The sequence below is a fragment of the Prauserella isguenensis genome, from assembly GCF_014191605.1.
GTDB classification, from domain to species: Bacteria; Actinomycetota; Actinomycetes; order Mycobacteriales; family Pseudonocardiaceae; genus Prauserella; species Prauserella isguenensis.
The window spans coordinates 76844-99150 of record NZ_JACHWU010000006.1 but is presented as its reverse complement, the minus strand read 5'-3'; the positions used below and the strand labels follow the sequence as shown (position 1 = coordinate 99150).

Genomic DNA, 22307 nt, shown 5'->3' with positions numbered 1-22307 from the left:
GTCACGGCGCCGGCCTTTCCGTCCGCAGACGCTCGGCGATGTCCGCGACGGCAGGTTTCGCGGTGCGGCTCGCGCCGATCAACGTCGCCGACGCCGGGCCCGTCCAGTCGCCGTAGCCCAGCAGATGCAGCCGGGGTTCGTCGACCGAGCGGGTGCCGACCGTCTTCGGCACACCGTGCGGACGCGGCAGGTCCAGTGGCGCCAGGTGATCGAGCGTGGGCCGGAACCCGGTGCACCAGATGATCGCGTCGCACGGCTGCTCGGAGCCTTCGCCCGCGTCTGTCCCGTCCCATGCCACACCGTCGCGGGTGAGGCGGTCGAACATCGGCCGGGCGTGGACTACGCCGCGGTCGCGGGCCTCGCGGACCGGCGGAACCATCACGATGTCCCCGAGCGCCGACACGCTCTGGGCGTCGGTGCCCGCTCGGCGTGCCGCGTCCCGCCGCGTGGCGACGTCGAACAGCACGCGGCCGTCCACGTCGTCGGGCATGAACCGCGGAGGTCGGCGCGTGACCCACGTCGTCGTCGCGACGGTCGACACCTCCGCGAGGATCTGCGCCGCCGAGTTGCCGCCTCCCACGACCACGACCCGGCGGCCGCGGAACCGTTCCGGGCAGCGGTAGTCCACGGTGCGCAGCTGCTCGCCCGCGAACTCCGCGGAACCGGGTAACTCCGGCGTCACCGGCGATTCCCAGGTTCCTGTCGCGCTGACGACGAAGGGCGCGTGCCAGGTGCCGTGGTCGGTGTCGACGGCGAGCCGTGCTCCCGCGTCACGTACGCCGTGGACCCGCACCGGGCGACGGACGGGAAGGTCGTAGCGCCGCTCGTAGTCCCGCAGGTACCTGGCGACGTGGTCCGCGGTGGGGAACCGTTCGCCGTCCTGGGCGGGCATCCACCAACCGGGCAGCGGGCTGTGCTCGGCAGGGGAGAACAGGCGGAGCGAGTCCCAGCCGCGACGCCACGCGCCGCCCGGCACGTCCTGCGCGTCGAGGACGACGAACCGCAGTCCGGCCCGGCGCAGGAAGTAACCCGCCGCCAGGCCCGCCTGACCGCCGCCGACCACGACCACGTCCACGGGGTCGGTCACCACTCACCCTCCCTGACCGCCGTCATGTGCCTCCGTGGCGGCGTTGGACGACCGGGCGGGCGTCACGGCGTCGGCACGAGCTCGGCCAACAACGCCTGCACCCGGCGGTCGATGTCGTCCCGGATCGGGCGCACGTCGTCGACGCCCTTGCCCGCGGGGTCGGCCAGCTGCCAGTCCAGGTAGCGCTTACCGGGGAACACCGGGCAGGCGTCGCCGCAGCCCATCGTGATCACCACGTCTGCCGCCTGCACCGCCTCGGTCGTCAACGGCTTCGGGTACTCCTTGCTCAGGTCCAGCCCGAGCTCACCCATCACCTCGCGCACGGCCGGGTTGATCGACTCGGCGGGCGCCGACCCCGCGGAACGGACGGTCACGCGGCCCGCCGCGTGGTGATCGAGCAACGCGGCGGCCATCTGCGAACGGCCCGCATTGTGCACGCACACGAACAGCACCTCGGGGATGTCGGCCACGGGGTTCTCCTTCTCCGGACTGATCACTGCCGGACGGGTGGTTTCGGGGCGGCCGACGGGAAGAGGCGGCGCCGGAGTGCGAGCGAGACGTACACGAGCGCCACGAGCACGGGTACCTCGATGAGCGGGCCGACGACTCCGGCCAGCGCCTGGCCGCTCGTGGCGCCGAACGTCGCGATGGCCACCGCGATCGCCAGCTCGAAGTTGTTGCCCGCCGCGGTGAAGGCGAGCGTCGTCGTGCGCTCGTAGTTCAGGCCGACCGCCCTGCCGAGCGCGTACGACCCGGCCCACATCACGGCGAAGTAGATCAGCAGCGGCAGCGCGATCCGTGCGACGTCGAACGGACTGCTCGTGATCTGCTCACCCTGCAGAGCGAACAGCAGCACGATGGTGAACAGCAGGCCGTACAGCGCCAGCGGCCCGATGCGCGGCAGGAACCTGGACTCGTACCAGGAGCGGCCCTTCGCGCGTTCGCCGAACCGTCGCGTGAGGTAACCGGCGAGGAGTGGAATGCCGAGGAATATCAGCACGTTCACGACGATCTGCCACGCCGAGACGTCGAGGTCGGCCGTCGGCAGGCCGAGCCAGGCGGGCAGCAGCTCGAGGTAGAACCACCCGAGCGCGCCGAAGGCGACGACCTGGAACACCGAGTTCAGCGCCACCAGCACCGCAGCGGCTTCGCGATCCCCGCAGGCCAGGTCGTTCCAGATGATCACCATGGCGATGCACCGCGCCAGCCCCACGATGATCAGCCCGGTGCGGTACTCGGGCAGGTCCGGCAGCAGCGCCCACGCCAGGGCGAACATGACGGCGGGCCCGAGGACCCAGTTGAGTACCAGCGACGGCCACAACAGCCGGTGGTCGCGCGTGACGGTGTCGAGGCGGTCGTAGCGCACCTTCGCCAGCACCGGGTACATCATCACCAGCAGGCCGAGCGCGATCGGCATCGAGATGCCGCCGACCGAGATCGCCTCGAGCGTCGTGTTCAGCCCGGGAATCCACCGGCCCGCGAGCAGGCCCGCCACCATCGCCGCGGCGATCCACAACGGCAGGAATCTGTCCAGTGTGGAGAGCTTGCCGACGACGCCGCGGTCGCCGGCCGTCGCCTCCGTGGTGTCCGTGGTGTCCGCGGTCATGCGGGGATCTCCGTCTCGAGGGTCGTTCCGGTTGCCGGGTCGATGGTGCCCGCGGGCTGGAGCACGGCGGACAGTCGGGCGAGGACCTCCGGTGCCGCGCGGTAGTACACCCAGGTCGCACGCCGCTCGCTCGTGACGAGCCCGGACTCGCGTAGCACCTTGAGGTGGTGGGAGATCGTCGGTCCGGTGAGGTCGAACGTTCCGGTCAGATCGCACACGCACGCCTCGCCGCCCGCGTGGGACGCGATGAGCGACAGTAGGCGCAGGCGCACCGGGTCGGCGAGCGCCTTGAAGGCGAGTGCGAGCTCGTCCGCCTGCTCCTGTGACAACGGGTCGCCGCACAGCGATGTGTCGCACGCCTCGGCCGGGGCCTGCTGTTTCGACATGTGTCTATCTTGACGGTCGTCGATATACGGGTCAACCCAGCGTGACCAACCCCGCGCGTGTTGCGGACCCCGGGGGCCGTGTTGCGGCTCTGGGGGATCGTGTTGCGGATCCCGGGGGCCGTGTTGTGGTTCTGGGGGATCGTGTTGTGGTTTCCGGGCCTCTCGGGCAATTTCTCGAGCGATCCGCATGCCGGGTCCGGGCGAAGGGCGACACCCGGCGAAACGCGACGCCGCCAGTCCGTTCGCGCTGCCGCCCGTCCTGCGTGCGTTGGCAGAAGAGGCGCCGCTGAGTCGCGTGACGGTCTGGGACGGCAGTACCCCGTGGCTGGTCACCGGGCACGAGTGTCAACGAGCGCTGCTCGGCGACGAGCGAGTCAGCGTGGACGAGCACCGCGCGGGATGTCCGCTGTTCAGCCAAGCCATGCAGGACACTCGAACGCCGTCCGGCGATGGTGTTCAATCTGGACGGTGCCGAACACCGGAGGCTGCGGAAGATCCAGCCGCGGGCGTTCACGGCCAAGCACATCCAGGCGCTGCGGCCTGCGATCCAGCGGATTACCGACGAGCGATGCTGGCGGGGCCGAAACCGGCCGGCCTCGTCGCGTCGCTCGCGGTGCCGTTGCCGTCGCCGATGATCTGCGAACTGCTCGGGGTTCCCTACGAGGATCGTGACTTTATTCTGGAGCGCAGTGCCGTCGGCGTCGGGGGCAACGCGTCGTCGGAGGAGAGCGGGGCCTCGATGCGGGGAGGTGATCCGCGAGGGCGAGGGCATCATCACCGACCTGCCGACTGGAAACCGCGACCCCGCCGTGGTCGACGGCCCGGAAGTGCTGGACCTTCGCAGGCCGCCGGGACGGCACCAGGCGTTCGGTTTCGGGCCGCACCAGTGCGTCGGACAACAACTGGCCCGTGCGGAACTGCAGATCGTCTACGGCACCCTGTTCCGCCGGATTCCGACGCTGACAGCGGCTGTCGAGTTCGACGAGATCGAATTCAAGCACGACGCGCTCGCCTTCGGTGTCCACGCGCTGCCCGTGACGTGGTGAGGGAGTGGAGGTCAGCCGGCGAAGTGTCCGTCAACGCGGCGTCGGCCGTCGCCCCGGTTGGCGACGGTGTCCGTGAGGAAGGGAAGTGGACCGCATGAACGTGACCGGGGACCTGAACGTTGCTGTGGCGCGGGAAACTGCGTGATCCTCGCGCCGGAGGTGTTCGATCAGCGCGATGAGGACGGCACGGTCGTGCTGCTCGACCCGGCACCACCGGAGGTGCTGGCAGGCGCCGTCGGTGAGGCCGTGGACCAGTGCCCGGGCCGGGCGATCGAGGCGCACGACATCCGGCCGTGAGCGTGTCCGCCGCGGCGGACACGCTCACGGTCCCCGGGATCCGCAACACGGTCCCCGGGATCCGCAACACGGTCCCCGGGATCCGCAACACGGTCCCCGGGATCCGCAACACGGTCCCCGGGATCCGCAACACGGTGTCGTCAGGCGTCGTTGCGTTTCGGTAGGAACGCAGCGACGCACAGCGCGGCGATCGCCGCGAGCGCGCCGACGGCCAGCACGAGCCGGAACCCGCCTTCCGACGGGACGGCCGTGCCGCCGACGCTGATCGTCATGCTGGCCAGCACCACGCCGGTGATCGCGCTCGACGTGGAGGTGCCGACCGAGCGCATCAGGGTGTTGAGGCTGTTCGCGGACGCTGTCTCCGACACCGGCACCGCCGCCATGACGAGGGCGGGCATGGCCCCGTAGGCCAATCCGATGCCTGCACCGACGATGCACGTGAAGATCATGATCTGCCAGATCTCGCCCATCAGCACCGTCCCGAGCCCGTAACCGCAAGCGACGACGACCGCCCCGGTCATCAGCGTGACCTTCGGTCCGGCCGTTGCCGAGATCCGCGCCGACACCGGCGACATCGCCATCATGATCAGGCCGTTCGGTGCCATGACCAGACCCGTGACGAGGATCGTCTGGCCGAGACCGTGGCCGGTGGCTTCGGGCGCCTGCAGCAGCTGCGGCACGACGAGCGACATCGAGAACATGGCGAAGCCGAACACCACGGACGCGATGTTGGTGAGCAGCACCTGGCGGCGTGCGGTCGTTCGTAGGTTGACCAGGGGATTGTCGGCGCGCAGTTCCCACCGGCCCCACAGCGCCAGCACCATGACGGCGACGGCGAGCAGCCCGAGGGTCGATCCGTCGGCCCAGCCCCAGTCGGCGCCCTTCGAGATCGCGAGCAGCAGGCACAGCAGGGCGATGGACAGCCCGACGGCGCCGGGCAGGTCGAAGCGTCCGCCCACGCGCACCGGCGATTCCGGAACGAGCATCGTGATCAGCACGCCTGCCGCGAGTCCCAGGGCGGCAGCCACCCAGAACATGACGTGCCAGTCGGCCCGTTCGATGAGGAACGCCGACGCGGGCAGCCCGAGCGCGCCGCCGACGCCGAGGGACCCGCTCATCAACGCCGTTCCCGAGCCGAGGCGTTCACGGGGGAGGACGTCGCGCATGATGCTGATGCCCAGTGGGATCACGCCTGCGGCGAGGCCCTGCAGTGTCCGTCCGATCACCATCATCGGCAGGTTTCCGGCGAGGGCGCAGAACACGGAGCCGGCGATCTGCAGGCCGATGCTCAGCAGGAGCATGCGGCGTTTGCCGTACATGTCGCCGAGCCTGCCGACGGTCGGGGTGGCGACCGCGCCCGCCAGGAGGGTCGCGGTGATGGCCCACGCCGTGTCGGCCGGAGATGCGCCCAGCAGTGCGGGCAGTGTCGGCACGAGCGGCACGACGAGTGTCTGCATGAGCGAGACGAGGATGCCGCTGAACGCCAGGACCATCACGATCGCCTGCGACGGGGCGGGTGCGGGGGTCTTCTCGTCCGCCGGCTGTGCCGTCGCAGTGGGGGACATGCGCGAACTCCTCGGAAGTCGTGGGTTCGGCCGGGACGTCGGTGTCGCGCCGCGAGGGCGTCGGCCGCGGGGAGGACGGGTGCCGTCTCGATGGACGACAATCAGTCACTTGCCTTAATTTAGCATGGACAAGCTGTCGCTGCGCGATGCCAGGGTGGGTGGCGCGTACGCTGCCGCGAAGTCCGCTGGGAGGTGTTGTGTCGTGGTGACCGATAACGGAGTGGAACGGACGTCGCGGGCCGCCGCGACCCGGCAGCTGATCATCGAGGCCGCCGAACGGCTCTTCGCCGAACACGGAGTGACCGCCGTTTCGAATCGGCAGGTGAGCGAAGCCGCAGGGCAGGGCAACAATACGGCCGTCGGTTACCACTTCGGCGGCAAGGCCGACCTGGTGCGTGCGATCGCGCGCAACCGGCACGAACAAGTCGAACACCTGCGTCAGGAGATGGTGGAGGGAGTTCGCGGCTCGACCGAGGTCCGTGACTGGGTCGCGTGCCTGGTGCTGCCCACGACCCGCCATCTCGCGGCATCCGGCTCGCCGACCTGGTACGCGCGGTTCGCCGCGCAGGCGGCCACCGAACCGGCCTTCGCGGAGGTGATCTCCGTCGAGGCGATGAACTCACCCGCGCTGAACGAGATCCGGGACGGACTGGCGGCCTGCCTGCCCCGGCTGCCCCGGAGCGTGCGGCAACAACGCGCCGAGATGGCCCGCACCCTCATGGTGCACACCGTCGCGGACCGCGAGCGGGCGCTGGCCGACGGTACGGAGCCGTCGGCGGAGTCCTGGGAGGCGGCCGCCCACGGCCTGATCGACGCGCTGACCGGCCTCTGGACCGCCCCGGTGACGCCGATCGACGGGGAAGGTCGGTAATCGCCTTCGCTGCGATCCGATGACTGCGGCGATGTCCGGATGTGCCTTCGTCGTGCTCGCGGGCACGGCCCGCTCCCTGCAACGCGGGCCCCTGGACCCGCAACACGGGCCCCTGGACCCGCAACACGGGCCCCTGGACCTGCAACACGGGAGCTTCAGTCGGTGGTCGTCTCGTCGGCTTCGCGGAAGGAATCGCGGGCTGCGGAGTGGGCTTTGAGGAGGGTTCCCACTGTCGGCAACGAACCATGCTCCGGCCAGGTGTCGGGCTCCCACAGTTTCGACCGGCTGAACGCACGTCCACAGTGGACGAATATCTCGGACACCGTGACGACGACGACCAACTCCGGCCGCGAACCGTTCACGGCGAGCCGGTCGAGGAGCTCGCCGTCACGGACGATCGCGGCGGTGCCGTTGATGCGCACGGTGTGGTCGATGCCGGGAACCAGGAACAGCATCGCCACCCGCGGGTTGCGCAGGATGTTGCGCATGCTGTCGACGCGGCGGTTGCCGGGACGGTCGGCGAACGCGACGGTGCGCTCGTCCAGCACGATCGCGCTGCCGTGCTCGTCGCCGCGCGGGGACACGTCGACGCGGCCGTCGTCGCCCGCGGAGGCCAGCATCAGCAGCGGCGCCGTCTCGACGAACCGCCGGGACTCGTCGTCGATGGCGGGGGCCGCCTTGTCGGCGATCAGCGCGACCGGCTCGGCGACGACCTCCCGCAGCTCGGCCTCCGACGACACGACGGACTCGGCCCGCTCCGTGGCCCGATCCGGCCTGGGGGCGGTCGCGGCGGCACGGTCCTCGACGTCCGGGCCGTCCGCGGTCAGGCCGGCGGCGGGGCGGCCGGTCGACGGGGCCTCGGTGGAGGTGCTGTCGGACGAAGTGCCGCCGATGACGTGGTGCCTGCCGATGGGCACGATCAGCGGGCTCTCCGACACCGGATCGTCGATCACCCTGCTCGGCAACGCGAAGACGTCCCGCACCAGCTCCTCGGTGACGATCTCCCGCGGCGCGCCCTCGGAGACCAGCCTGCCCTCGGACAACACGACGAGGTGGTCGGCGTAGCGGCACGCGAGGTTCAGGTCGTGCAGCACGGCCACGATCGTCGTGCCCTCGGCGTGGTTGAGGTCCGCGAGCAGGTCGAGCACCTCGATCTGATGGGTGAGGTCCAGGAACGTCGTCGGTTCGTCGAGCAGCAGCACGCCGGTGCGCTGGGCGAGCGCCATGGCGATCCACACGCGCTGCCGCTGCCCGCCCGAGAGTTCGTCGACGGAACGCTCCGCCAGCTCGAGCGTTCCCGTCGCGCGCATCGCGTCGGCGACCGCCTGCTCGTCGGTGTCGGACCAGCGGCCGAACCAGCCCTGGTGAGGCGAACGGCCGCGGCCGACGAGGTCGGTCACGGTGATGCCTTCGGGGGCCGACGGCGACTGCGGCAGGATGCCCAACTTCCGGGCGACCTCGCGGCTCGACAGCGAGTGGATGCTCTTGCCGTCCAGGTAGGCGCCGCCGGACGTCGGTCGGAGCAGGCGCGCCATCCCGCGGAGCAGCGTCGACTTGCCGCACGCGTTGGGGCCGACGATCACCGTGATCTTCCCCGGGGGAACGGCCACCGACAGGTCGTCGACCACTCGGCGGTCGCCGTAGCCGAGGCCGACCCGCTCGGTGTGCACGGTGGACCGCCCGGAGTCGACGGCCCCTCCCGCTGCGGGGTGTGCTGCCATGTTTCCTCTCCTCATCCGCCGTGTCCGGCGCGATTGCTTTTCGCCAGCAGCCACAGCAGGTACGGCGCGCCGACGGCACCGGTCACGACGCCGACGGGGAACTGGTGATCGCCGAACAGGTGCTGGGCCGCGAAATCCGAGCAGAGCGTCACGAGCGCACCCACCAGCGCGGCGGGCACGACGCCGGGGCGTGCGCCGCCGAGCATGCGGGAGGCGATCGGGCCCGACAGGAACGCCACGAACGCGACCGGTCCGGCCGCCGCGGTGCCGACGCCGATCAGCCCGGTCGCGACGAGCAGCAGCGCGAGCCGGGAGCGCTCGACGGGCAGACCGAGGCCCCGTGCCGAGTCGTCGCCGAGCTGCAGTGTCGGCAGTGCCCGGGCGAGCAGTAACGCCGCGGGCACGAGCACCAGTAGGCAGCTCAGCAATGCCGTGACCTCGCCCCACGAGCTGTCGTACAGGCTGCCGGTGCGCCAGAGCAGTGCCTGCTGCGCGTCGGTCATGTCGGCGCGTGTCATGAGGAACGAGACCGCTGCCAGCAGCGCCGCGTTGACGCCGATGCCGATCAGCACGAGCCGGTAGCCACTGATGCCGCGTTGCCAGGCGAGCGCGTAGATCAGCGCGGACGCGGCGACGGCACCGGTGAACGCGCCGGCGGAGACCGCGAAGCCGCTCGCGCCGAACGCGACGATGGCGAACACGGCCGCGGCACTGGCACCGGCCGAGATGCCGAGCACGTCCGGACTGGCCAGCGGGTTCCGGAGCAGCCGCTGGAACACCGACCCCGCGAGTCCGAACGCGACGCCCACGAGCAGGCCGGTCACCGCGCGTGGAAGGCGCAGGTCGAACAGCACGTAGTCGATCCGCGGTTGCTGCGCACCCACGGGCTGCCCGGTGAGCCTGGCCAGCAGGTCCGGAACGCCGATCTGGAACTCGCCGACGGCGAGCGCGCCGACCAGCACCACCGTGACGGCGGCTGCGAGCCCCGCCGTCACGGCGACCGACCGCCTGTGTTCCCGGCCGCGGGCACGCGAGACCCGGGCCACGTCGTCGGACGTCGCCCGCCCGCGCCGCGAGGTCGTCGCGGGCGTCGGAGTCGACTCGGTGGTTGTCGATGTCGATGTCCGGGTCGGGGTCATAGCCGGGCCAGTTTCCTCCGTCGCACGAGCAGCACGAGGACGGGTGCGCCGAGCAGGGCCGTCACGACGCCGGCCTGTACCTCGCCGGGCCGCGCGACCACTCGGCCGAGCACGTCCGCCAGCACCAGCAGTACCGGCCCGATCAGCATCGACAGCGGCAGGATGCGCCGGTAGTCGGGACCCGCCATCGTGCGCGCGAGGTGCGGCACCGCGAGCCCGAGGAACGTGATCGGCCCGGCGAGTGCGGTCGACGCACCGGCGAGCACGACGACGGCCAGGCCGCACCACACGCGGTCGGTCGTCGTGTTCTGCCCGAAGGAACGCGCGACGTCGTCCCCGAGCGACAGTCCGTTGAGGACCTTGCCGAGCAGCAATGCACCGGCGATGCCGACCACGAGGAACGGCAGCGCCTGGCCGACGACGTCCGGGTCGCGGCCCGCGAGGGTGCCGACCTGCCAGAACCTGAACCGGTCGTGTGTCGCCGGGTCGGTCAGCAGGACGGCGCTCTGCAGCGAACTCAGCGCAGCAGTCAGGGCCGCACCGGTGAGGGCGAGCTTCAGCGGGGCCGCTCCGCCCCTGCCGAGCGAACCGATCGCGTAGACCACCGCGGAGGCGGCGGCCGCGCCGGCGAACCCGAACCACACGTACCCGGTCAGGCTCGTCACGCCGAACACCGCGATCCCCAGGACCACGAACAGCGCGGCTCCCGCGTTGACGCCGAAGATGCCGGGATCGGCCAGCGGGTTCCGGGTCACGCCCTGGATGAGCGTGCCCGCCAGTCCGAGCGCGGCGCCGACGAGCAGTCCCGCCAGGGTCCGCGGCACGCGGCGTTCGGTGACGACGAGGTGGTCGACGTCGCCCGGGTCGAACGCCGTGAGCGCTTCGAACACGGTCGTCACCGGGATGTCCTTGGTGCCGACCGCCAGGCTCAGCGCGCACGCCGCCGCCAGGAGGCCGCCGATTCCCAGGAGTTTCCGCACGGTCGCCGGTGAGTGTCAGTCGCCGACGGTGTCCGCCAGCAGCGGGACGACCTCGTCGAGCGCCCACGACAGGCCGACCACCGAGTTGCTGGAGAACGCCAGCGAGATGTCCTGGTCGCCGAGCACGAGGTCGTCACCCTTCTCGACCGACGGGACCGCCTGGTACAGCGGGTCGCCGGTGACGGCCTCCGGCTCGGCGCCGATGAGGAACACCGCGGTCAGGTCGGCGTCGAGGAGGTCGAGGCGTTCGTCGGAGATGGGCACGGTGAACCCTCGGCCGCTGGGCTGGCGTTCGATGCGCGGCGAGTTGACGAACCCGAGGCGTTCCATGAACTCGACGCGGCCGTCGCCGTCCCGGTAAGCGCCCCATGCGTCGGGCAGGCGCGAGGCCAGCACCATCTCCTTGCCCTTGAACTCGGGATGCTCCCCTGCGACCCGGTCGAACTTGGCGTCGAGGTCCTTTCGCAGCTGACGGGCTTCGTCCTGCTTGCCGAGCGCCTTGCCGATCATGTCGAGTTGTTGCTGCCACGTCGTCAGGTAGTCGTCGGCGCCCTCGGGCAGGCTGACGACGGGCACACCGATCTCGCTGAGGCGGTCGTGCCGCCCGCGCTCGCCGCTCGAGCGGGTGTCGAGGATGAGATCGGGGTTGAGCCCGGCGACCTTCTCCATGTCGACCTCGAGCGTGCCGAGCTTCTCCGGCGGCCGGTCGAACTTCTGCTTCGACCACGGGCCGAGACCGTTGCCGCCGACCTCGAGCCAGTCGGCCACGCCGACCGGCTGCACGCCGAGGGCCATCGCGACCTCGGCGTCGGTCCACCCGAGCGCCACGACGCGCTGCGGCGGCTCCTCGACGGTCACGTCGCCGAACTTCGTGGGGATCGTGACCGGGAACTGCGACGCGTCGGCCTGCCGGTTCAGCTGTTCGCCGCCGTGGGAACCGGCGCCGGAGCCGGTCGTCGTGCAGCCGGTCAGAACCGCGAGCGCGCCTGCGAGGAGCACGGTGAACAGAGTTCGGACGTGGCGAGTGGCGCGGCTCATGGCGTCGGCCTTTCGGGGGCGGGGGGGGACGAAACGGGTACGGGGCGGTTAACTGTGCCTACCCTAACTTCGAGGGTCCGCCGCCGGAACTCCCGGCGACGTGCGGCGCATCACGCACCGCCCGTCGTTCCGATGGAGCCCCGAGGGCACGTGCCCGCCGGACGGCACGGCGACGCGGCGACGAGACGCGGCGACGAGACGTGGCGACGAGAGGGGAGGGGTTCGTCGCGTCGAACGTCCCCGAGTTGCCCTTGTGGGCGCGCGGTAACCCGGCCGTGCGTCATTCTTGATTCATTCAAGATTTTGCGGCAGACTGGCGGCCGTGCCGACGACCACGGATCTCGAACAGCTGCTGCGCGGGGCATCCCTGCGTGTCACCCGTCCGCGGGTGGCGGTGCTGTCCGTGGTGCACGAACACCCTCACGCCGACACCGACTCGATCATCGGTCACGTGCGTGAGGAGCTCGGTGAGGTCTCCCATCAGGCTGTCTACGACGTGCTGCGCGCGTTGACGGCATCCGGACTCGTCCGGCGTATTCAGCCCATGGGCTCCGTCGCGCGGTACGAGACGCGGGTCGGGGACAACCATCACCACGTCGTGTGCCGCTCCTGTGGCCGGATCGCCGACGTCGACTGCGCCGTCGGCGGGGCTCCGTGCCTGGAGGCCTCCGACGACCACGGCTTCAGCATCGACGAGGCCGAGATCATCTATTGGGGCGTGTGCCCCGAGTGTTCCGCAGTTAGTTCCTGATCAACGCTGATCCACCTGAAGGGATTTCCATTGTCCGAGAGCAACGAAGCGGCCGCGGGCGGCTGCCCCGTCCTGCACGACCAGGGTCTGCCGCACCCGACTCAGGGTGACAGCAACACGGTGTGGTGGCCGAACAGGCTCAACCTGAAGATCCTGGCGAAGAACCAGCCTGCGTCCGACCCGATGGACCAGGACTACGACTACGCCAAGGAGTTCGAGTCCCTCGACCTGTCGGCGCTCAAGCAGGACATCGCCGACGTCCTCACGGACTCGCAGGACTGGTGGCCCGCCGACTTCGGCAACTACGGCCCGCTGATGATCCGCATGGCCTGGCACAGCGCCGGTACCTACCGGGTCAGCGACGGCCGCGGCGGCGCCGACGGTGGTCAGCAGCGCTTCGCCCCGCTCAACAGCTGGCCGGACAACGTCAGCCTGGACAAGGCGCGTCGTCTGCTGTGGCCGGTGAAGAAGAAGTACGGCAAGAAGATCTCGTGGGCCGACCTGATGGTCCTGACGGGCAACGTCGCGCTCGAGACGATGGGCCTGAAGACGTTCGGTTTCGCGGGCGGCCGCGTCGACGCGTGGGAGCCGGACAACGACGTCTACTGGGGCTCCGAGACCGAGTGGCTCGGCAGCGACCAGCGGATCTCCGGTGGCGAGGAGAACCGTGAGCTCGAGCAGCCGCTCGGCGCCACGCACATGGGCCTCATCTACGTCAACCCGGAGGGCCCGGAGGGCAAGCCGGACCCGGTGGCCGCCGCGCGCGACATCCGCGAGACGTTCGGCCGCATGGCGATGAACGACGAGGAGACCGTCGCCCTCATCGCCGGTGGGCACACCTTCGGCAAGACCCACGGCGCGGCTCCCGACTCCAACAACGGCCCCGACCCGGAGGCCGCTCCGCTCGAGGCGCAGGGCCTCGGCTGGAAGAACGGTCACGGCACCGGTGTCGGCCGCGACGCCATCACCAGTGGTCTCGAGGTGACCTGGAGCCCGACGCCCACCCAGTGGAGCGGCTGGTTCTTCCACAACCTGTTCGCCTACGAGTGGGAGGTCTACCAGGGGCCGGGCGGTGCCTGGCAGTGGCGTCCGGCCGGCGGCATCGCGAACAACACGGTGCCCGACCCGGAGACCGGTCAGCTCAACCGTCACCCGAGCATGCTCACCACGGACGTGGCGCTGAAGGCCGACCCGATCTACGAGCCGATCTCCCGCCGGTTCATGGAGAAGCCGGACGAGTTCGCCGACGCCTTCGCTCGCGCGTGGTTCAAGCTGACCCACCGCGACATGGGCCCGAAGGACCGTTACGTCGGCCCGGAGGTCCCGTCGGAGGACCTGATCTGGCAGGACCCGATCCCGAAGCCGGAGTACGTGCCGAGCGAGGCCGACGTGGCCGAGCTCAAGAGCAAGATCGCCGACACCGGCCTGTCGGTGTCCGAGCTCGTCTCCACCGCATGGGCGGCCGCGTCGACGTTCCGCGGCAGCGACAAGCGTGGTGGCGCGAACGGCGGCCGCATCCGCCTCGAGCCGCAGGTCAGCTTCGAGGCCAACGAGCCGGAGAAGCTCAAGCCGGTGCTGAAGAAGCTGGAAGCGGTCCAGTCCTCGTTCGGCAAGCCGGTGTCGTTCGCCGACGTCGTGGTGCTGGCCGGTGTCGTGGGCGTCGAGAAGGCCGCCGCCGCGGCGGGCGTCGACGTCACGGTGCCGTTCACGCCGGGCCGCGGTGACGCCACGGCCGAGCAGACCGACGTCGAGTCGTTCTCGCACCTGGAGCCCAAGAACGACGGGTTCCGCAACTACTATGGCAAGGGCAACCCGCTGCCCGCCGAGTACGCGCTGATCGACAAGGCCAACCTGCTCACGCTGACCGCGCCGGAGATGACCGTGCTGCTCGGCGGTCTGCGGGTGCTGGGTGCCAACTACCAGGGCTCCAAGAACGGCGTGTTCACGTCGAAGCCGGAGGCGCTGACCAACGACTTCTTCGTGAACCTGCTCGACATGGGCACCGAGTGGGAGCCCACCACCGAGGCCTCCGACGAGTTCGTCGGCAAGGACCGCGCGACCGGCGAGACCAAGTGGACCGCCAGCCGCGTGGACCTGCTGTTCGGCTCCAACTCGGAGCTGCGCGCGGTGGCCGAGGTGTACGCGGCCGACGACGCGAAGCAGAAGTTCGTGAAGGACTTCGTCGCGGCGTGGGACAAGGTCATGAACCTCGACCGGTTCGACGTCAAGGCCTGATTTCGGCCTGAGACACAGCGAGCGGCCCGTCGCCAGGGGATTCCCGGCGGCGGGCCGCTTGGCGTCTCGGGCCGCTCAGCGTGTGGCGTCGACGGGTTCTCGCTGTCGCAGGTGGACGGTGAGCGCACCCGCGGCGGCGAGTGCTGAGACGAGCAGTCCCGTGGTGGCGGCCGCCGTGAGCCCGTCGGTGTACGCGGCCAGCGCCTCCTCGCGTACGAGGGTGCGGTGCGGCTCGTCGAGACCTCCGGCGGCGGTGAGCGTGGCGGCGACGGTGTCGGCGGCGTGGGCGGGAACCCTCCCGGAGGCCACGTCGGCGATCCCGGAGGTGTAGACGGCGCTTGCGACGGTGCCGAACGTCGCGATCCCCAGTGCACCACCGAACTCCGTGCTCGTCTCCGAGAGTGCGGAGGCCGCCCCGGCGCGCTGCGGGGGAGCGGTCGTCAGCACGAGCGAGTTCGCCGCGGTGGCGGTCATGCCGACCCCCGTCGTCAACACGGTGTAGCCGACGAGGAACGTCGTCAGCGATGCGCCGGGGCCCCCGAAGGCGACGACGCCGAGTCCGGTTGCGGCGATCGCGAGGCCGGCGGCGAGCAGCACGGGTGGGCGTGATCGGCCCGCGAGCGCGGCGCAGGCCGCCGAGCCCGCGATCGTGCCCGCGAAGGTGGGCAGTGCCCACAGTGCGGACTCCAACGCCGACAGTCCGTGCACCAGCTGCAGGAACGTGAACGCCAGCGCGCCGAGGCCGGTGGTCGCCAGTGCGACGACGGTGTTCGCACCGATCGCCGCCGCGAACGGGGGCCTGCGCAGCAGTCCGATGTCGAACAGCGGGTGGGCGGTGCGCCGGGCGTGCGCGGCGAAACCCGCACCGGCGGCCAACGCGAGCAGTGCCGCCGCGGCGGCGACGAGGTCGGGGCCGTCGTCGGCGACGCGTTTGAGTGCATACACCGTGGCCAGTGCGGCCGTCAGTGACAGGGCCGCGCCCGCGAGATCGAACGGGCCGGGCGCCGGGTCGCGGGATTCGGGCAGCAACGCAGGGCCCGCGACGAGCAGCAGTGCCATCACCGGAACGTTGATGAGGAACACCGCGCCCCACCAGAACTGTTCCAGCAGCAGCCCGCCGACGATCGGTCCCGCGACGGCACCGCCGGAGAATGCGACGGTCCACGTGCCGACGGCGATCCGGCGTGGGCGCTCGTCGGTGAACACGGCGCGGATGAGCGCCAGTGTGGACGGTGCGAGCGTCGCGCCACCGATCGCCAGCAGGGCCCGGCCGACGATGAGCAGTTCGGCGTTCGGTGCGTAGGCCACGATCGCCGACGCGGTGCCGAACAGGGCCGCGCCCGCCAACAGGAGGCGTTTCCGTCCGAATCGGTCACCGAGCCCGCCCATGGTGACGAGCAGCCCGGCCATCACGAAGCCGTAGATGTCCATCGCCCACAGCCACTGGCCGGACGTCGGCTCGAGCGCCTCGGTGATCGCCGGTGCGGCCACGAACAGCACCGAGATGTCCATCGACGTCAGCAACGCGGGCAGCAGCAGGACCACGAGGCCGCACCAGGTGCGGGCGGTGGTGGAGGAGGCAGTGCGCATGTACTTGATTGTACGTACGTCAAAATAGCGCGCAAGATGTACGTACGTCAAAACCGCCTGGTCAGCGGTGGCGACATCGTCCGAACGCCCGCCCGGCCGCGCGGCGGCCGACTGCCCCGCGGCATAGTGACGACCATGAGCCAACGTGAGGACCTGCTGGCCGGGGCGCGACGCTGCCTCGTGGAGAAGGGCTACTCCCGCACGACCGCGCGGGACATCGCCACGGCGTCCGGATCGCACCTCGCCTCGATCGGCTACCACTTCGGCTCGAAGGACGCACTCATGAACCTCGCCGCGCTCGAGGCGCAGAGCGAATGGGGCGACGTGATCGAACGAGCCGTGCGGGCCAGCGCGGGCGCCGACCCGGTGCAGCGGCTACGGGTGGCGATGACCGAGCTGCTGGCCTCGCTGCCGCACCAGCGGGAACTCGTCGTGGCGACGACCCAGGCCTACGCGCAGGCCGAGTTCGACGACGACATCCGCGGGGCACTGGCCGAGGCCAGCAGGCAGGCTCGCACGGAGTTGGCGGCCATGATGCTCGGCCGCGACACCGCGGACCTCGACGCCGACCGCGCCGACGGGATCGGCGCCGTCGTGCACGCCATGATCGTCGGCCTCGCGGTCCAGTCCGTGCTCGCGCCCGGCACACTGCCCGACGGGGACCGGGTCGCTGCCGCGATCGTCGAGCTCGCGGGAGGCGCTCAGAGCAGCTCGACCGGAGCCGGGTAGCGGAACACGCCCCACACGGTGGGCGGGTGTACGCCGACGGTATGTACGCCGACACGGTGCGGACCTGGAGGTACCCGCCTCACGCAGGGTCTCGGGTCGTCTCGGGTCGGTGTCAGGACTCGCCGTCCTCCTGTTCGTGCTCCTGGTACTCGGCGCGGCGGCAGCTTTCGCGGTAGCCGTAGGCCGCCTGGCGCACGGCGTGGTCCGTTTCCAGGCTGGACCCGAGGGCGCCCGCGATACCGCCGAGCGTCGTGAACGCCCAGGCCACCGCCATGTACGTGCCGACACCCGTCTCGCTGCCGAGCATGCTGGACAGCAGTGACGCGGGCAGGATCAGCCACGCGATCAGGAAGTTCACGGCGAACAGGATCGTCAGCAGCACGACCACGCCGGTGATCAGCGTCAGCAGTGTCGACGCGTTGTACAGCCGCGCCAGCTGCGGATCCGATCGGGTGTCGCCGCGCTTCTCCCACAGGTCGTGCGCGGCGATCAGCCACGCCACGAGCGCCGCGATCACCGTGGCCGTCGTCAGTACCTTGAACCCGATGTTCAGCTGGTCGCCGACCATCCAGATCGTGCTCGACGACAGGCCGAACGCGCTCGTCGCCACGGCGGCAGCCAGTGCGCGCGACAGGCCGAACACCAGGCGCCACGGCCGGTTGGTGCGCACCATGCCCGAGAGCAGGCGCAGCCGGCCGCGCCTGCCCGGTGTCACGTACCGCACGTCGAGGTGGCTGTTCTCGGTCTCGACGGCCTTGCGGCGGATGGGTGCGAGCAGGCCGATGGCCTTGCTGCTGAGACCGTGCCTGCGTTGTTCGCGCACCTGTCCCGGCTCGCCTCGCCCTTCGGCCTCGCTGCGCAGTTCGTCGAGTACCTGCCGCATCACCTGGTGGACGCGCCTGGGGGTCTGCAGGCCGCCCATTCCGGGGACGGACACGACCGCCACCCCGCGATCGTGGTCGATGTCCGCGACGACCGGCCCGTCGTCGGAGCGCACCGGCAGGTCGGTGATGCAGATGGCGTACGTCCACCCGTGGGCGTCGCACTTGTGCGCCGTCTGCTCGAGGATCTCCGACGTGCCTTTCAGCGTGGCCGTCACCGGATCGGCGTCCACTTCGACGTGCCATTCACCGTCGAGCTGTTCCGGAAGCCGTTCGGCCAGGCGGTCGGCGATCGTCTCCGGCATGTCCGGATCCGCGATCAGGCCGAGCACCGTGGCCTGTTCGCTCGGGTGGTCGTCGGTCACGGCTTCCGTGTCATCGATGGAATGGGACGGCACCTGGACCCCTCTTTCACGAACGGTGACGGAGCGGCGTTGCCGCTTACCACTCGCCGGTAGGCCCGTAAACCGGTGAGACCAACCGGTCCGGCGATCGAGTGGGCGGATACCGCGGCCGATACCCACCATGACAGTTGATCACCGCGCCCGCGCGTCGGCAGGCCGTGGGCGGAGAAGGGGAGTGAACGTGACGAGACGAGCTGTACGGGCGGCCGCAACCGTGGCGTGTGCGGTCGCGGCGGCGGGCCTGGCCACGGGAACGGCATCGGCCACCGAGCGGGAACCGGGCTCAGGCAAGGGTGAACCCGCCCTCGTGCACGCGAACGCCGTGAACGAGTGCAACCTCAATGTGCGCACCGGCCCGAACCTGGAGTCGTCCGCATTGACCACGCTGACCTGCGACAACTACACGACCTGCCGTCACGCCGGCGGAGCCGAGCCCTGCGGGCCCTACGTGGTCGGCGGGACCTACAGCTGCGTCGGAACGGACGGGACGCAGGTCACCGACGACCGGTGGGCCGAGGTCACCTACCGCGCGCCGGAGGTCGCCTACGTGGCCGTCGCGTGTGCGGCGTTCCTGGAGCTGTAGCCGTCCGTCCGCGACGGTGTGTCGCCCGGACCCGCGGCAGGGTCCGGGCGATCAGGCGGCCGCGGCGAAGTCGTCGTTGATGGACACGACGTGCCGGCCCGCCGCCGCGAGCAGGGACGCCGCGATGGCCGCCCGGTAGCCGGACTTGCAGTGCACCCACACCTCTCCCGCGGGGATCTCGTCCATGCGCTCCAGCAGCTCGTGCAGCGGGATGTGCACGGCGTCGTCGAGGTGTCCGGAGTCCCATTCGGACCGGCGCCGCACGTCCAGCACGACCACGCGCCGGTGATGGCGGACCTGGGCCAGATCGGCGAAACACGCCGTCTCGAACGAACGCAGCTCACCGCCGAACGCCCATTCCCGGACGTTGCCGGTCGCGGCCGCCTCGAGCCGGTCGATGCCGATACGGACGAGTTCCCGCTGCGCCTCGGCGATCTGCTCGGGCGTCTCGCCGAGCAGCGTCAGCGGCGTGCCCCACGGCAACAGCCAGCCCAGGTAGGTCGCGAACCCGCCGTCGATGCCGAAGTTGAGGGTGCCCGCGACGTGCCCCGCGGCGAACGCCGTCCGCGTGCGGAGGTCGACGACCCACTCACCGGCGTCGATGCGGCGCCGCAGCTCCGCGGAGTCGGCGCGATGCGGGGGAGTCAGGTCCGGTTCGGAGGGACCCGCCAGGTTGGCGGGCGCCATGTGCGCGTAGTACGCCGGGTAGACGTCCAGCCCGGCGAGCAGGCTCTCCACGTAGGACCGCTCGTCGACGGTCAGAGCCGGGTTGACGCGCTTCTCGTGTCCGATGGTGGACGCGTCGCCCGACGTCGGTGTCGCGGAACAGAAGCTGCCGAAACCGTGCGTCGGCAGCACCCTCGTGTCGTCGGGCAGCTCGGCGGCGAGCCGGTGGGCGGAGGCGTGCTGGGCGTGTGCCAGGTCCTCGGTGTGCTCGGGGCCGAGCAGGTCGGGCCTGCCGGTCGACCCGAACAGCAGCGAGCCACCCGTGAAAACGACCGGGCTGTCGCCGCCGCGGGTCGCGGCGTACGAGAGGTGCGTGAACGTGTGGCCCGGCGTGGCCAGCGCGCGCACGCGTATCGTTCCGACCTCGACGACGTCGCCGTCGGAGATCGGGGTGCGTTCGAACGAGACCGGGTCCTCGGCGTTGACGTGGTACGACGCCCCGGTCAGCCGGGACAGGGCGAGTCCGCCCGTCACGTAGTCGTTGTGGATGTGGGTCTCGAACACGGCCGACAGGCGGACGCCGCGGTCCTCCAGCAACGTGAGCATCCGGTCGATGTCCCGCTGGGGGTCGACCGCGAACGCCACCTGCCCGTCGTGCACGAGATAGCTGCGATCGCCCAGCGACGGCGTATCGATGGTGAGAATCTCCATCGCCTGTTGTGTCCTCCCGGTCACTCACTGACGGTGCGCCGGCGGTACCGGGCCCCTCCTTGCACGTTAGCAGTGGGCGATCGCGTTTTCCGTTGTGTCGCTGTGAAATCGTGGTACCGCGGGCGTCGTGACACCGTGACGCAGTGGTGCCGTGATGCTGTGAGGCAGTGGTGGCGTGACGGCGTGTTGCCCTGATTCGCGGTGCCGGGAATCGCGGCGCCGTGAATCGTGGCGCCGCCGAAGCGGCGCCACGGACTTCCTACGGCGGTGCTGTGTCGGCGGTCAGGCCACCGGGGTGCGCGCGACGAGCAGGATCGACTGCCCGAACGGCACCCGCACGTTCTTCTCGATCGCCTTCGTGACCGGCACGACGTACTGGTCGTACAGCGCCACGAGCTTGGGGTTCGGCGAGCCGGTGCCGCCCTTGCGGACCGCGGCCCACCAGGCGAACGCGCCGAGGAAGTTGACCGGCTTGGAGACCTCGGTCGACAGGCCGGCCCGCTGCGCGGCGGCCGCGAGGGTGCGCGGCGTGTAGCGGCGGTAGTGGCCGACCAGCCGGTCGAACTCGCCGTACAGCTGCTGGTATCCGGGCACGAACATGATGACCTTGCCGCCCGGCGTCACCGACTTCGACAGGCTGCGCAGCGCCCCGGCGTCGTCCTCGATGTGCTCGAGCACGTTGATGGCCAGCAGTGTCTCGACCGGGTCGTCGAGACGGCCGCTGCCGTCGCCGTCGAACTGCTGCACCTCGACGTCGGAACGGTCGGCGAAGCGCTTCTTCATCTGGCTCACGGCGTCCGGGTCGACGTCGGTGACGACGTACCGCTCGGCGTCGTGGTAGCCCGACACGAACTCGCCGTCGCCCGCGCCGATCTCCAGCACGGAACGTCCGGCGTACGGCCGGATCAGTTCACGCTGGTACTCCAGGTAACGGGGCTTGGCGTTGTCGCCTTCGAGGCTGCGGCCCGTCGCCGCGGCGAAGGCGCCCTGGCCCTCCTGGGCCGGCCCGTCCTGTTCTCCAACCTGCAGTGTCACACGTTCCCCTTCCGGTTTGCCGACCCCGGGGGTTGGGTTAGTGCTGGTGATGAGATGGGAACACCGCTAGCGCGGTCTTCGCGCACCGTCAGCGCAGCCGACCCCAGTGCCTGGGCTTGAGTCCCGTTTGTCAGTCCCGCTTGTCGTTGCGACTTCGGGTTCCCAACGGTAGGGCATTTTAGTTATCGAACATCACTCAGGTTGATATGTATATGTTATGCATATCTGGACCGGGCGATTGTGACTGGTGACACAGGTGGGCGGTCTTGCGTGGGGTGCAGGGTCAATATTTATGCATACAGGTATGCACGACCGGGTCGGGTGAATCAGGGCATACCGGTTCGATCGGCGAAGCGGTTCGAAACCGTCTGGTGTCGGGCTCCGGCGGGTCGGGGCCAGGCTCGGGTCGGGCCCGGGAGTGGGTCGGGGCCGGCCGGTCGGAGAGGCCGGCGTGACACGCGTGGGGGCGCGAGTCGTCGGGCCCGGCAGGTCCCGAGACGAGGTCTCGGCGACGGGAGATGTCGGGGAATGTCGGGGAACGAGGGCTCCGTCGGGCGATGCCGGGGGACCACCGCCCGACGGAGCCGGGCGTCACGCCGCCCGCGGTGCGGGCTCGCTACGGCGGCGACGTGCGAACTCGCGGCGTTCCTCCTGGGTGAGGCCGCCGAAGACCCCGAAGTCGAGACCGTTGTCCAGCGCGTAGGACAGGCACCGGTCACGAACGGGGCAGCGTGCGCAGACCGCCTTCGCCTGCGCGGCCTGCTGCGAACCCGGGCCCATGTCGGACACGGGGAAGAACAGTTCCGGGTCCTCGTCGCGGCAGGCGGCGTCGTGCACCCATTCGAGGCCCTGTGGCTGGTCGGACTTGTTCATGGTGTGGGCGCCCTCCTTTCGCGGCGCGGCTTCGTGGAAGCGTCGTCTTGGCGTCGAAGTGCTGTTCGTCGGTGTCGTGTTCGGGTCGTGTGCGCTCGCCGCGGCGGGTCGAC

Annotated in this window: 20 protein-coding genes and 2 pseudogenes; 7 read left to right on the top strand and 15 right to left on the bottom strand. The window is 70.5% G+C overall.

The window, feature by feature from the left end; all coding sequences use genetic code 11:
* Window position 1 precedes the first annotated feature (1 nt).
* From FHS23_RS19955 to FHS23_RS19940, 4 genes are all read right to left on the bottom strand, one after another.
* Complete coding sequence (locus tag FHS23_RS19955) at window positions 2-1087, bottom strand: ArsO family NAD(P)H-dependent flavin-containing monooxygenase (RefSeq protein ID WP_183658321.1); 1086 nt, start codon at window positions 1085-1087, stop codon at window positions 2-4.
* A gap of 62 nt (window positions 1088-1149) precedes the next feature.
* Window positions 1150-1557 carry an arsenate reductase/protein-tyrosine-phosphatase family protein gene (locus FHS23_RS19950; RefSeq protein WP_183658318.1) on the bottom strand — a complete coding sequence of 136 codons (408 nt, stop codon included), beginning with the start codon at window positions 1555-1557 and terminating at the stop codon, window positions 1150-1152.
* Window positions 1558-1580: 23 nt separating this feature from the next.
* Window positions 1581-2693: an ACR3 family arsenite efflux transporter gene (gene arsB, locus FHS23_RS19945; protein WP_183658315.1), complete on the bottom strand. Its 1113-nt coding sequence runs from the start codon at window positions 2691-2693 to the stop codon at window positions 1581-1583.
* Window positions 2690-3079, bottom strand: coding sequence for an ArsR/SmtB family transcription factor (locus tag FHS23_RS19940; RefSeq protein ID WP_183658312.1), 390 nt, complete (start codon window positions 3077-3079; stop codon window positions 2690-2692). The genes arsB and FHS23_RS19940 overlap by 4 nt, the downstream gene beginning before the upstream one ends.
* Before the next feature lie 749 nt (window positions 3080-3828).
* On the opposite strand from FHS23_RS19940, the gene FHS23_RS23390 reads away from it, so the two are divergent.
* Window positions 3829-4125: a cytochrome P450 gene (locus tag FHS23_RS23390; RefSeq protein ID WP_246382491.1), complete on the top strand. Its 297-nt coding sequence runs from the start codon at window positions 3829-3831 to the stop codon at window positions 4123-4125.
* 72 nt (window positions 4126-4197) lie between these two features.
* Complete coding sequence (locus FHS23_RS19930) at window positions 4198-4422, top strand: 4Fe-4S domain-containing protein (protein ID WP_183658309.1); 225 nt, start codon at window positions 4198-4200, stop codon at window positions 4420-4422.
* 140 nt (window positions 4423-4562) lie between these two features.
* Here FHS23_RS19930 and FHS23_RS19925 read toward each other — a convergent pair whose 3' ends face one another.
* A complete protein-coding gene (locus FHS23_RS19925) occupies window positions 4563-5987 on the bottom strand; it encodes an MFS transporter (protein WP_183658306.1) in 1425 nt (474 codons plus the stop codon).
* Between the two features lie 205 nt (window positions 5988-6192).
* Between FHS23_RS19925 and FHS23_RS19920 the strand changes: the two genes are divergently transcribed.
* Window positions 6193-6858, top strand: a complete 666-nt coding sequence (locus FHS23_RS19920) for a TetR/AcrR family transcriptional regulator (RefSeq protein WP_343054127.1) — start codon at window positions 6193-6195, stop codon at window positions 6856-6858.
* A 155-nt stretch (window positions 6859-7013) separates the two neighbouring features.
* Here the strand turns inward: FHS23_RS19920 and FHS23_RS23385 are convergent.
* From FHS23_RS23385 to FHS23_RS19900, 5 genes and pseudogenes are all read right to left on the bottom strand, one after another.
* A pseudogene (locus FHS23_RS23385) lies at window positions 7014-7571 on the bottom strand (MSMEG_1061 family FMN-dependent PPOX-type flavoprotein); the annotation flags it as partial.
* 183 nt (window positions 7572-7754) lie between these two features.
* Window positions 7755-8579 (bottom strand): annotated as a pseudogene (locus FHS23_RS23380) (ABC transporter ATP-binding protein); the annotation flags it as partial.
* Between the two features lie 11 nt (window positions 8580-8590).
* The gene (locus FHS23_RS19910; RefSeq protein ID WP_183658298.1) at window positions 8591-9718 is read right to left on the bottom strand and encodes a FecCD family ABC transporter permease; all 1128 of its coding nucleotides are present in this window, start codon (window positions 9716-9718) and stop codon (window positions 8591-8593) included.
* On the bottom strand, window positions 9715-10698 hold the full coding sequence (locus FHS23_RS19905; RefSeq protein ID WP_183658295.1) for an iron chelate uptake ABC transporter family permease subunit: 984 nt from the start codon (window positions 10696-10698) through the stop codon (window positions 9715-9717). The genes FHS23_RS19910 and FHS23_RS19905 overlap by 4 nt, the downstream gene beginning before the upstream one ends.
* A gap of 15 nt (window positions 10699-10713) precedes the next feature.
* Window positions 10714-11736, bottom strand: a complete 1023-nt coding sequence (locus tag FHS23_RS19900) for an iron-siderophore ABC transporter substrate-binding protein (protein ID WP_183658293.1) — start codon at window positions 11734-11736, stop codon at window positions 10714-10716.
* Window positions 11737-12058: 322 nt separating this feature from the next.
* Between FHS23_RS19900 and FHS23_RS19895 the strand changes: the two genes are divergently transcribed.
* Both FHS23_RS19895 and katG read left to right on the top strand, forming a co-directional pair.
* A complete protein-coding gene (locus FHS23_RS19895) occupies window positions 12059-12487 on the top strand; it encodes a transcriptional repressor (RefSeq protein WP_183658290.1) in 429 nt (142 codons plus the stop codon).
* 30 nt (window positions 12488-12517) lie between these two features.
* Complete coding sequence (gene katG, locus FHS23_RS19890) at window positions 12518-14722, top strand: catalase/peroxidase HPI (RefSeq protein WP_183658287.1); 2205 nt, start codon at window positions 12518-12520, stop codon at window positions 14720-14722.
* A 75-nt stretch (window positions 14723-14797) separates the two neighbouring features.
* Here katG and FHS23_RS19885 read toward each other — a convergent pair whose 3' ends face one another.
* The gene (locus FHS23_RS19885; protein ID WP_183658284.1) at window positions 14798-16312 is read right to left on the bottom strand and encodes an MFS transporter; all 1515 of its coding nucleotides are present in this window, start codon (window positions 16310-16312) and stop codon (window positions 14798-14800) included.
* Between the two features lie 135 nt (window positions 16313-16447).
* Between FHS23_RS19885 and FHS23_RS19880 the strand changes: the two genes are divergently transcribed.
* Window positions 16448-17041 (top strand): TetR/AcrR family transcriptional regulator, encoded by a 594-nt coding sequence (locus tag FHS23_RS19880; RefSeq protein ID WP_183658280.1) that lies wholly within the window; start codon window positions 16448-16450, stop codon window positions 17039-17041.
* A 112-nt stretch (window positions 17042-17153) separates the two neighbouring features.
* Here the strand turns inward: FHS23_RS19880 and FHS23_RS19875 are convergent, their stop codons facing one another.
* Window positions 17154-18287: a hypothetical protein gene (locus tag FHS23_RS19875; protein WP_343054126.1), complete on the bottom strand. Its 1134-nt coding sequence runs from the start codon at window positions 18285-18287 to the stop codon at window positions 17154-17156.
* Between the two features lie 220 nt (window positions 18288-18507).
* Here FHS23_RS19875 and FHS23_RS23375 point away from each other — a divergent pair, with 220 nt between their 5' ends.
* Window positions 18508-18909, top strand: a complete 402-nt coding sequence (locus FHS23_RS23375) for a hypothetical protein (protein ID WP_183658278.1) — start codon at window positions 18508-18510, stop codon at window positions 18907-18909.
* A 51-nt stretch (window positions 18910-18960) separates the two neighbouring features.
* Here FHS23_RS23375 and FHS23_RS19865 read toward each other — a convergent pair whose 3' ends face one another.
* The 3 genes from FHS23_RS19865 to FHS23_RS19855 all read right to left on the bottom strand — a co-directional run bounded on the left by FHS23_RS19865 (window position 18961) and on the right by FHS23_RS19855 (window position 22194).
* On the bottom strand, window positions 18961-20286 hold the full coding sequence (locus tag FHS23_RS19865) for an MBL fold metallo-hydrolase (protein ID WP_183658489.1): 1326 nt from the start codon (window positions 20284-20286) through the stop codon (window positions 18961-18963).
* 282 nt (window positions 20287-20568) lie between these two features.
* Window positions 20569-21321 carry a class I SAM-dependent methyltransferase gene (locus FHS23_RS19860; RefSeq protein ID WP_343054125.1) on the bottom strand — a complete coding sequence of 251 codons (753 nt, stop codon included), beginning with the start codon at window positions 21319-21321 and terminating at the stop codon, window positions 20569-20571.
* Between the two features lie 591 nt (window positions 21322-21912).
* On the bottom strand, window positions 21913-22194 hold the full coding sequence (locus FHS23_RS19855) for a WhiB family transcriptional regulator (RefSeq protein ID WP_183658275.1): 282 nt from the start codon (window positions 22192-22194) through the stop codon (window positions 21913-21915).
* Window positions 22195-22307 lie beyond the last annotated feature (113 nt).

What these genes read in the sequence shown, in the direction of transcription:
- FHS23_RS19855 (WP_183658275.1), bottom strand. Translation starts at nt 22,194, where the DNA reads ATGAACAAGTCCGACCAGCCACAGGGCCTCGAATGGGTGCACGACGCC.
- FHS23_RS19940 (WP_183658312.1), bottom strand. Translation starts at nt 3,079, where the DNA reads ATGTCGAAACAGCAGGCCCCGGCCGAGGCGTGCGACACATCGCTGTGC.
- arsB (WP_183658315.1), bottom strand. Translation starts at nt 2,693, where the DNA reads ATGACCGCGGACACCACGGACACCACGGAGGCGACGGCCGGCGACCGC.
- FHS23_RS19865 (WP_183658489.1), bottom strand. Translation starts at nt 20,286, where the DNA reads ATGGAGATTCTCACCATCGATACGCCGTCGCTGGGCGATCGCAGCTAT.
- FHS23_RS19900 (WP_183658293.1), bottom strand. Translation starts at nt 11,736, where the DNA reads ATGAGCCGCGCCACTCGCCACGTCCGAACTCTGTTCACCGTGCTCCTC.
- FHS23_RS19880 (WP_183658280.1), top strand. Translation starts at nt 16,448, where the DNA reads ATGAGCCAACGTGAGGACCTGCTGGCCGGGGCGCGACGCTGCCTCGTG.
- FHS23_RS19925 (WP_183658306.1), bottom strand. Translation starts at nt 5,987, where the DNA reads ATGTCCCCCACTGCGACGGCACAGCCGGCGGACGAGAAGACCCCCGCA.
- FHS23_RS19885 (WP_183658284.1), bottom strand. Translation starts at nt 16,312, where the DNA reads ATGCGCACTGCCTCCTCCACCACCGCCCGCACCTGGTGCGGCCTCGTG.
- FHS23_RS19910 (WP_183658298.1), bottom strand. Translation starts at nt 9,718, where the DNA reads ATGACCCCGACCCGGACATCGACATCGACAACCACCGAGTCGACTCCG.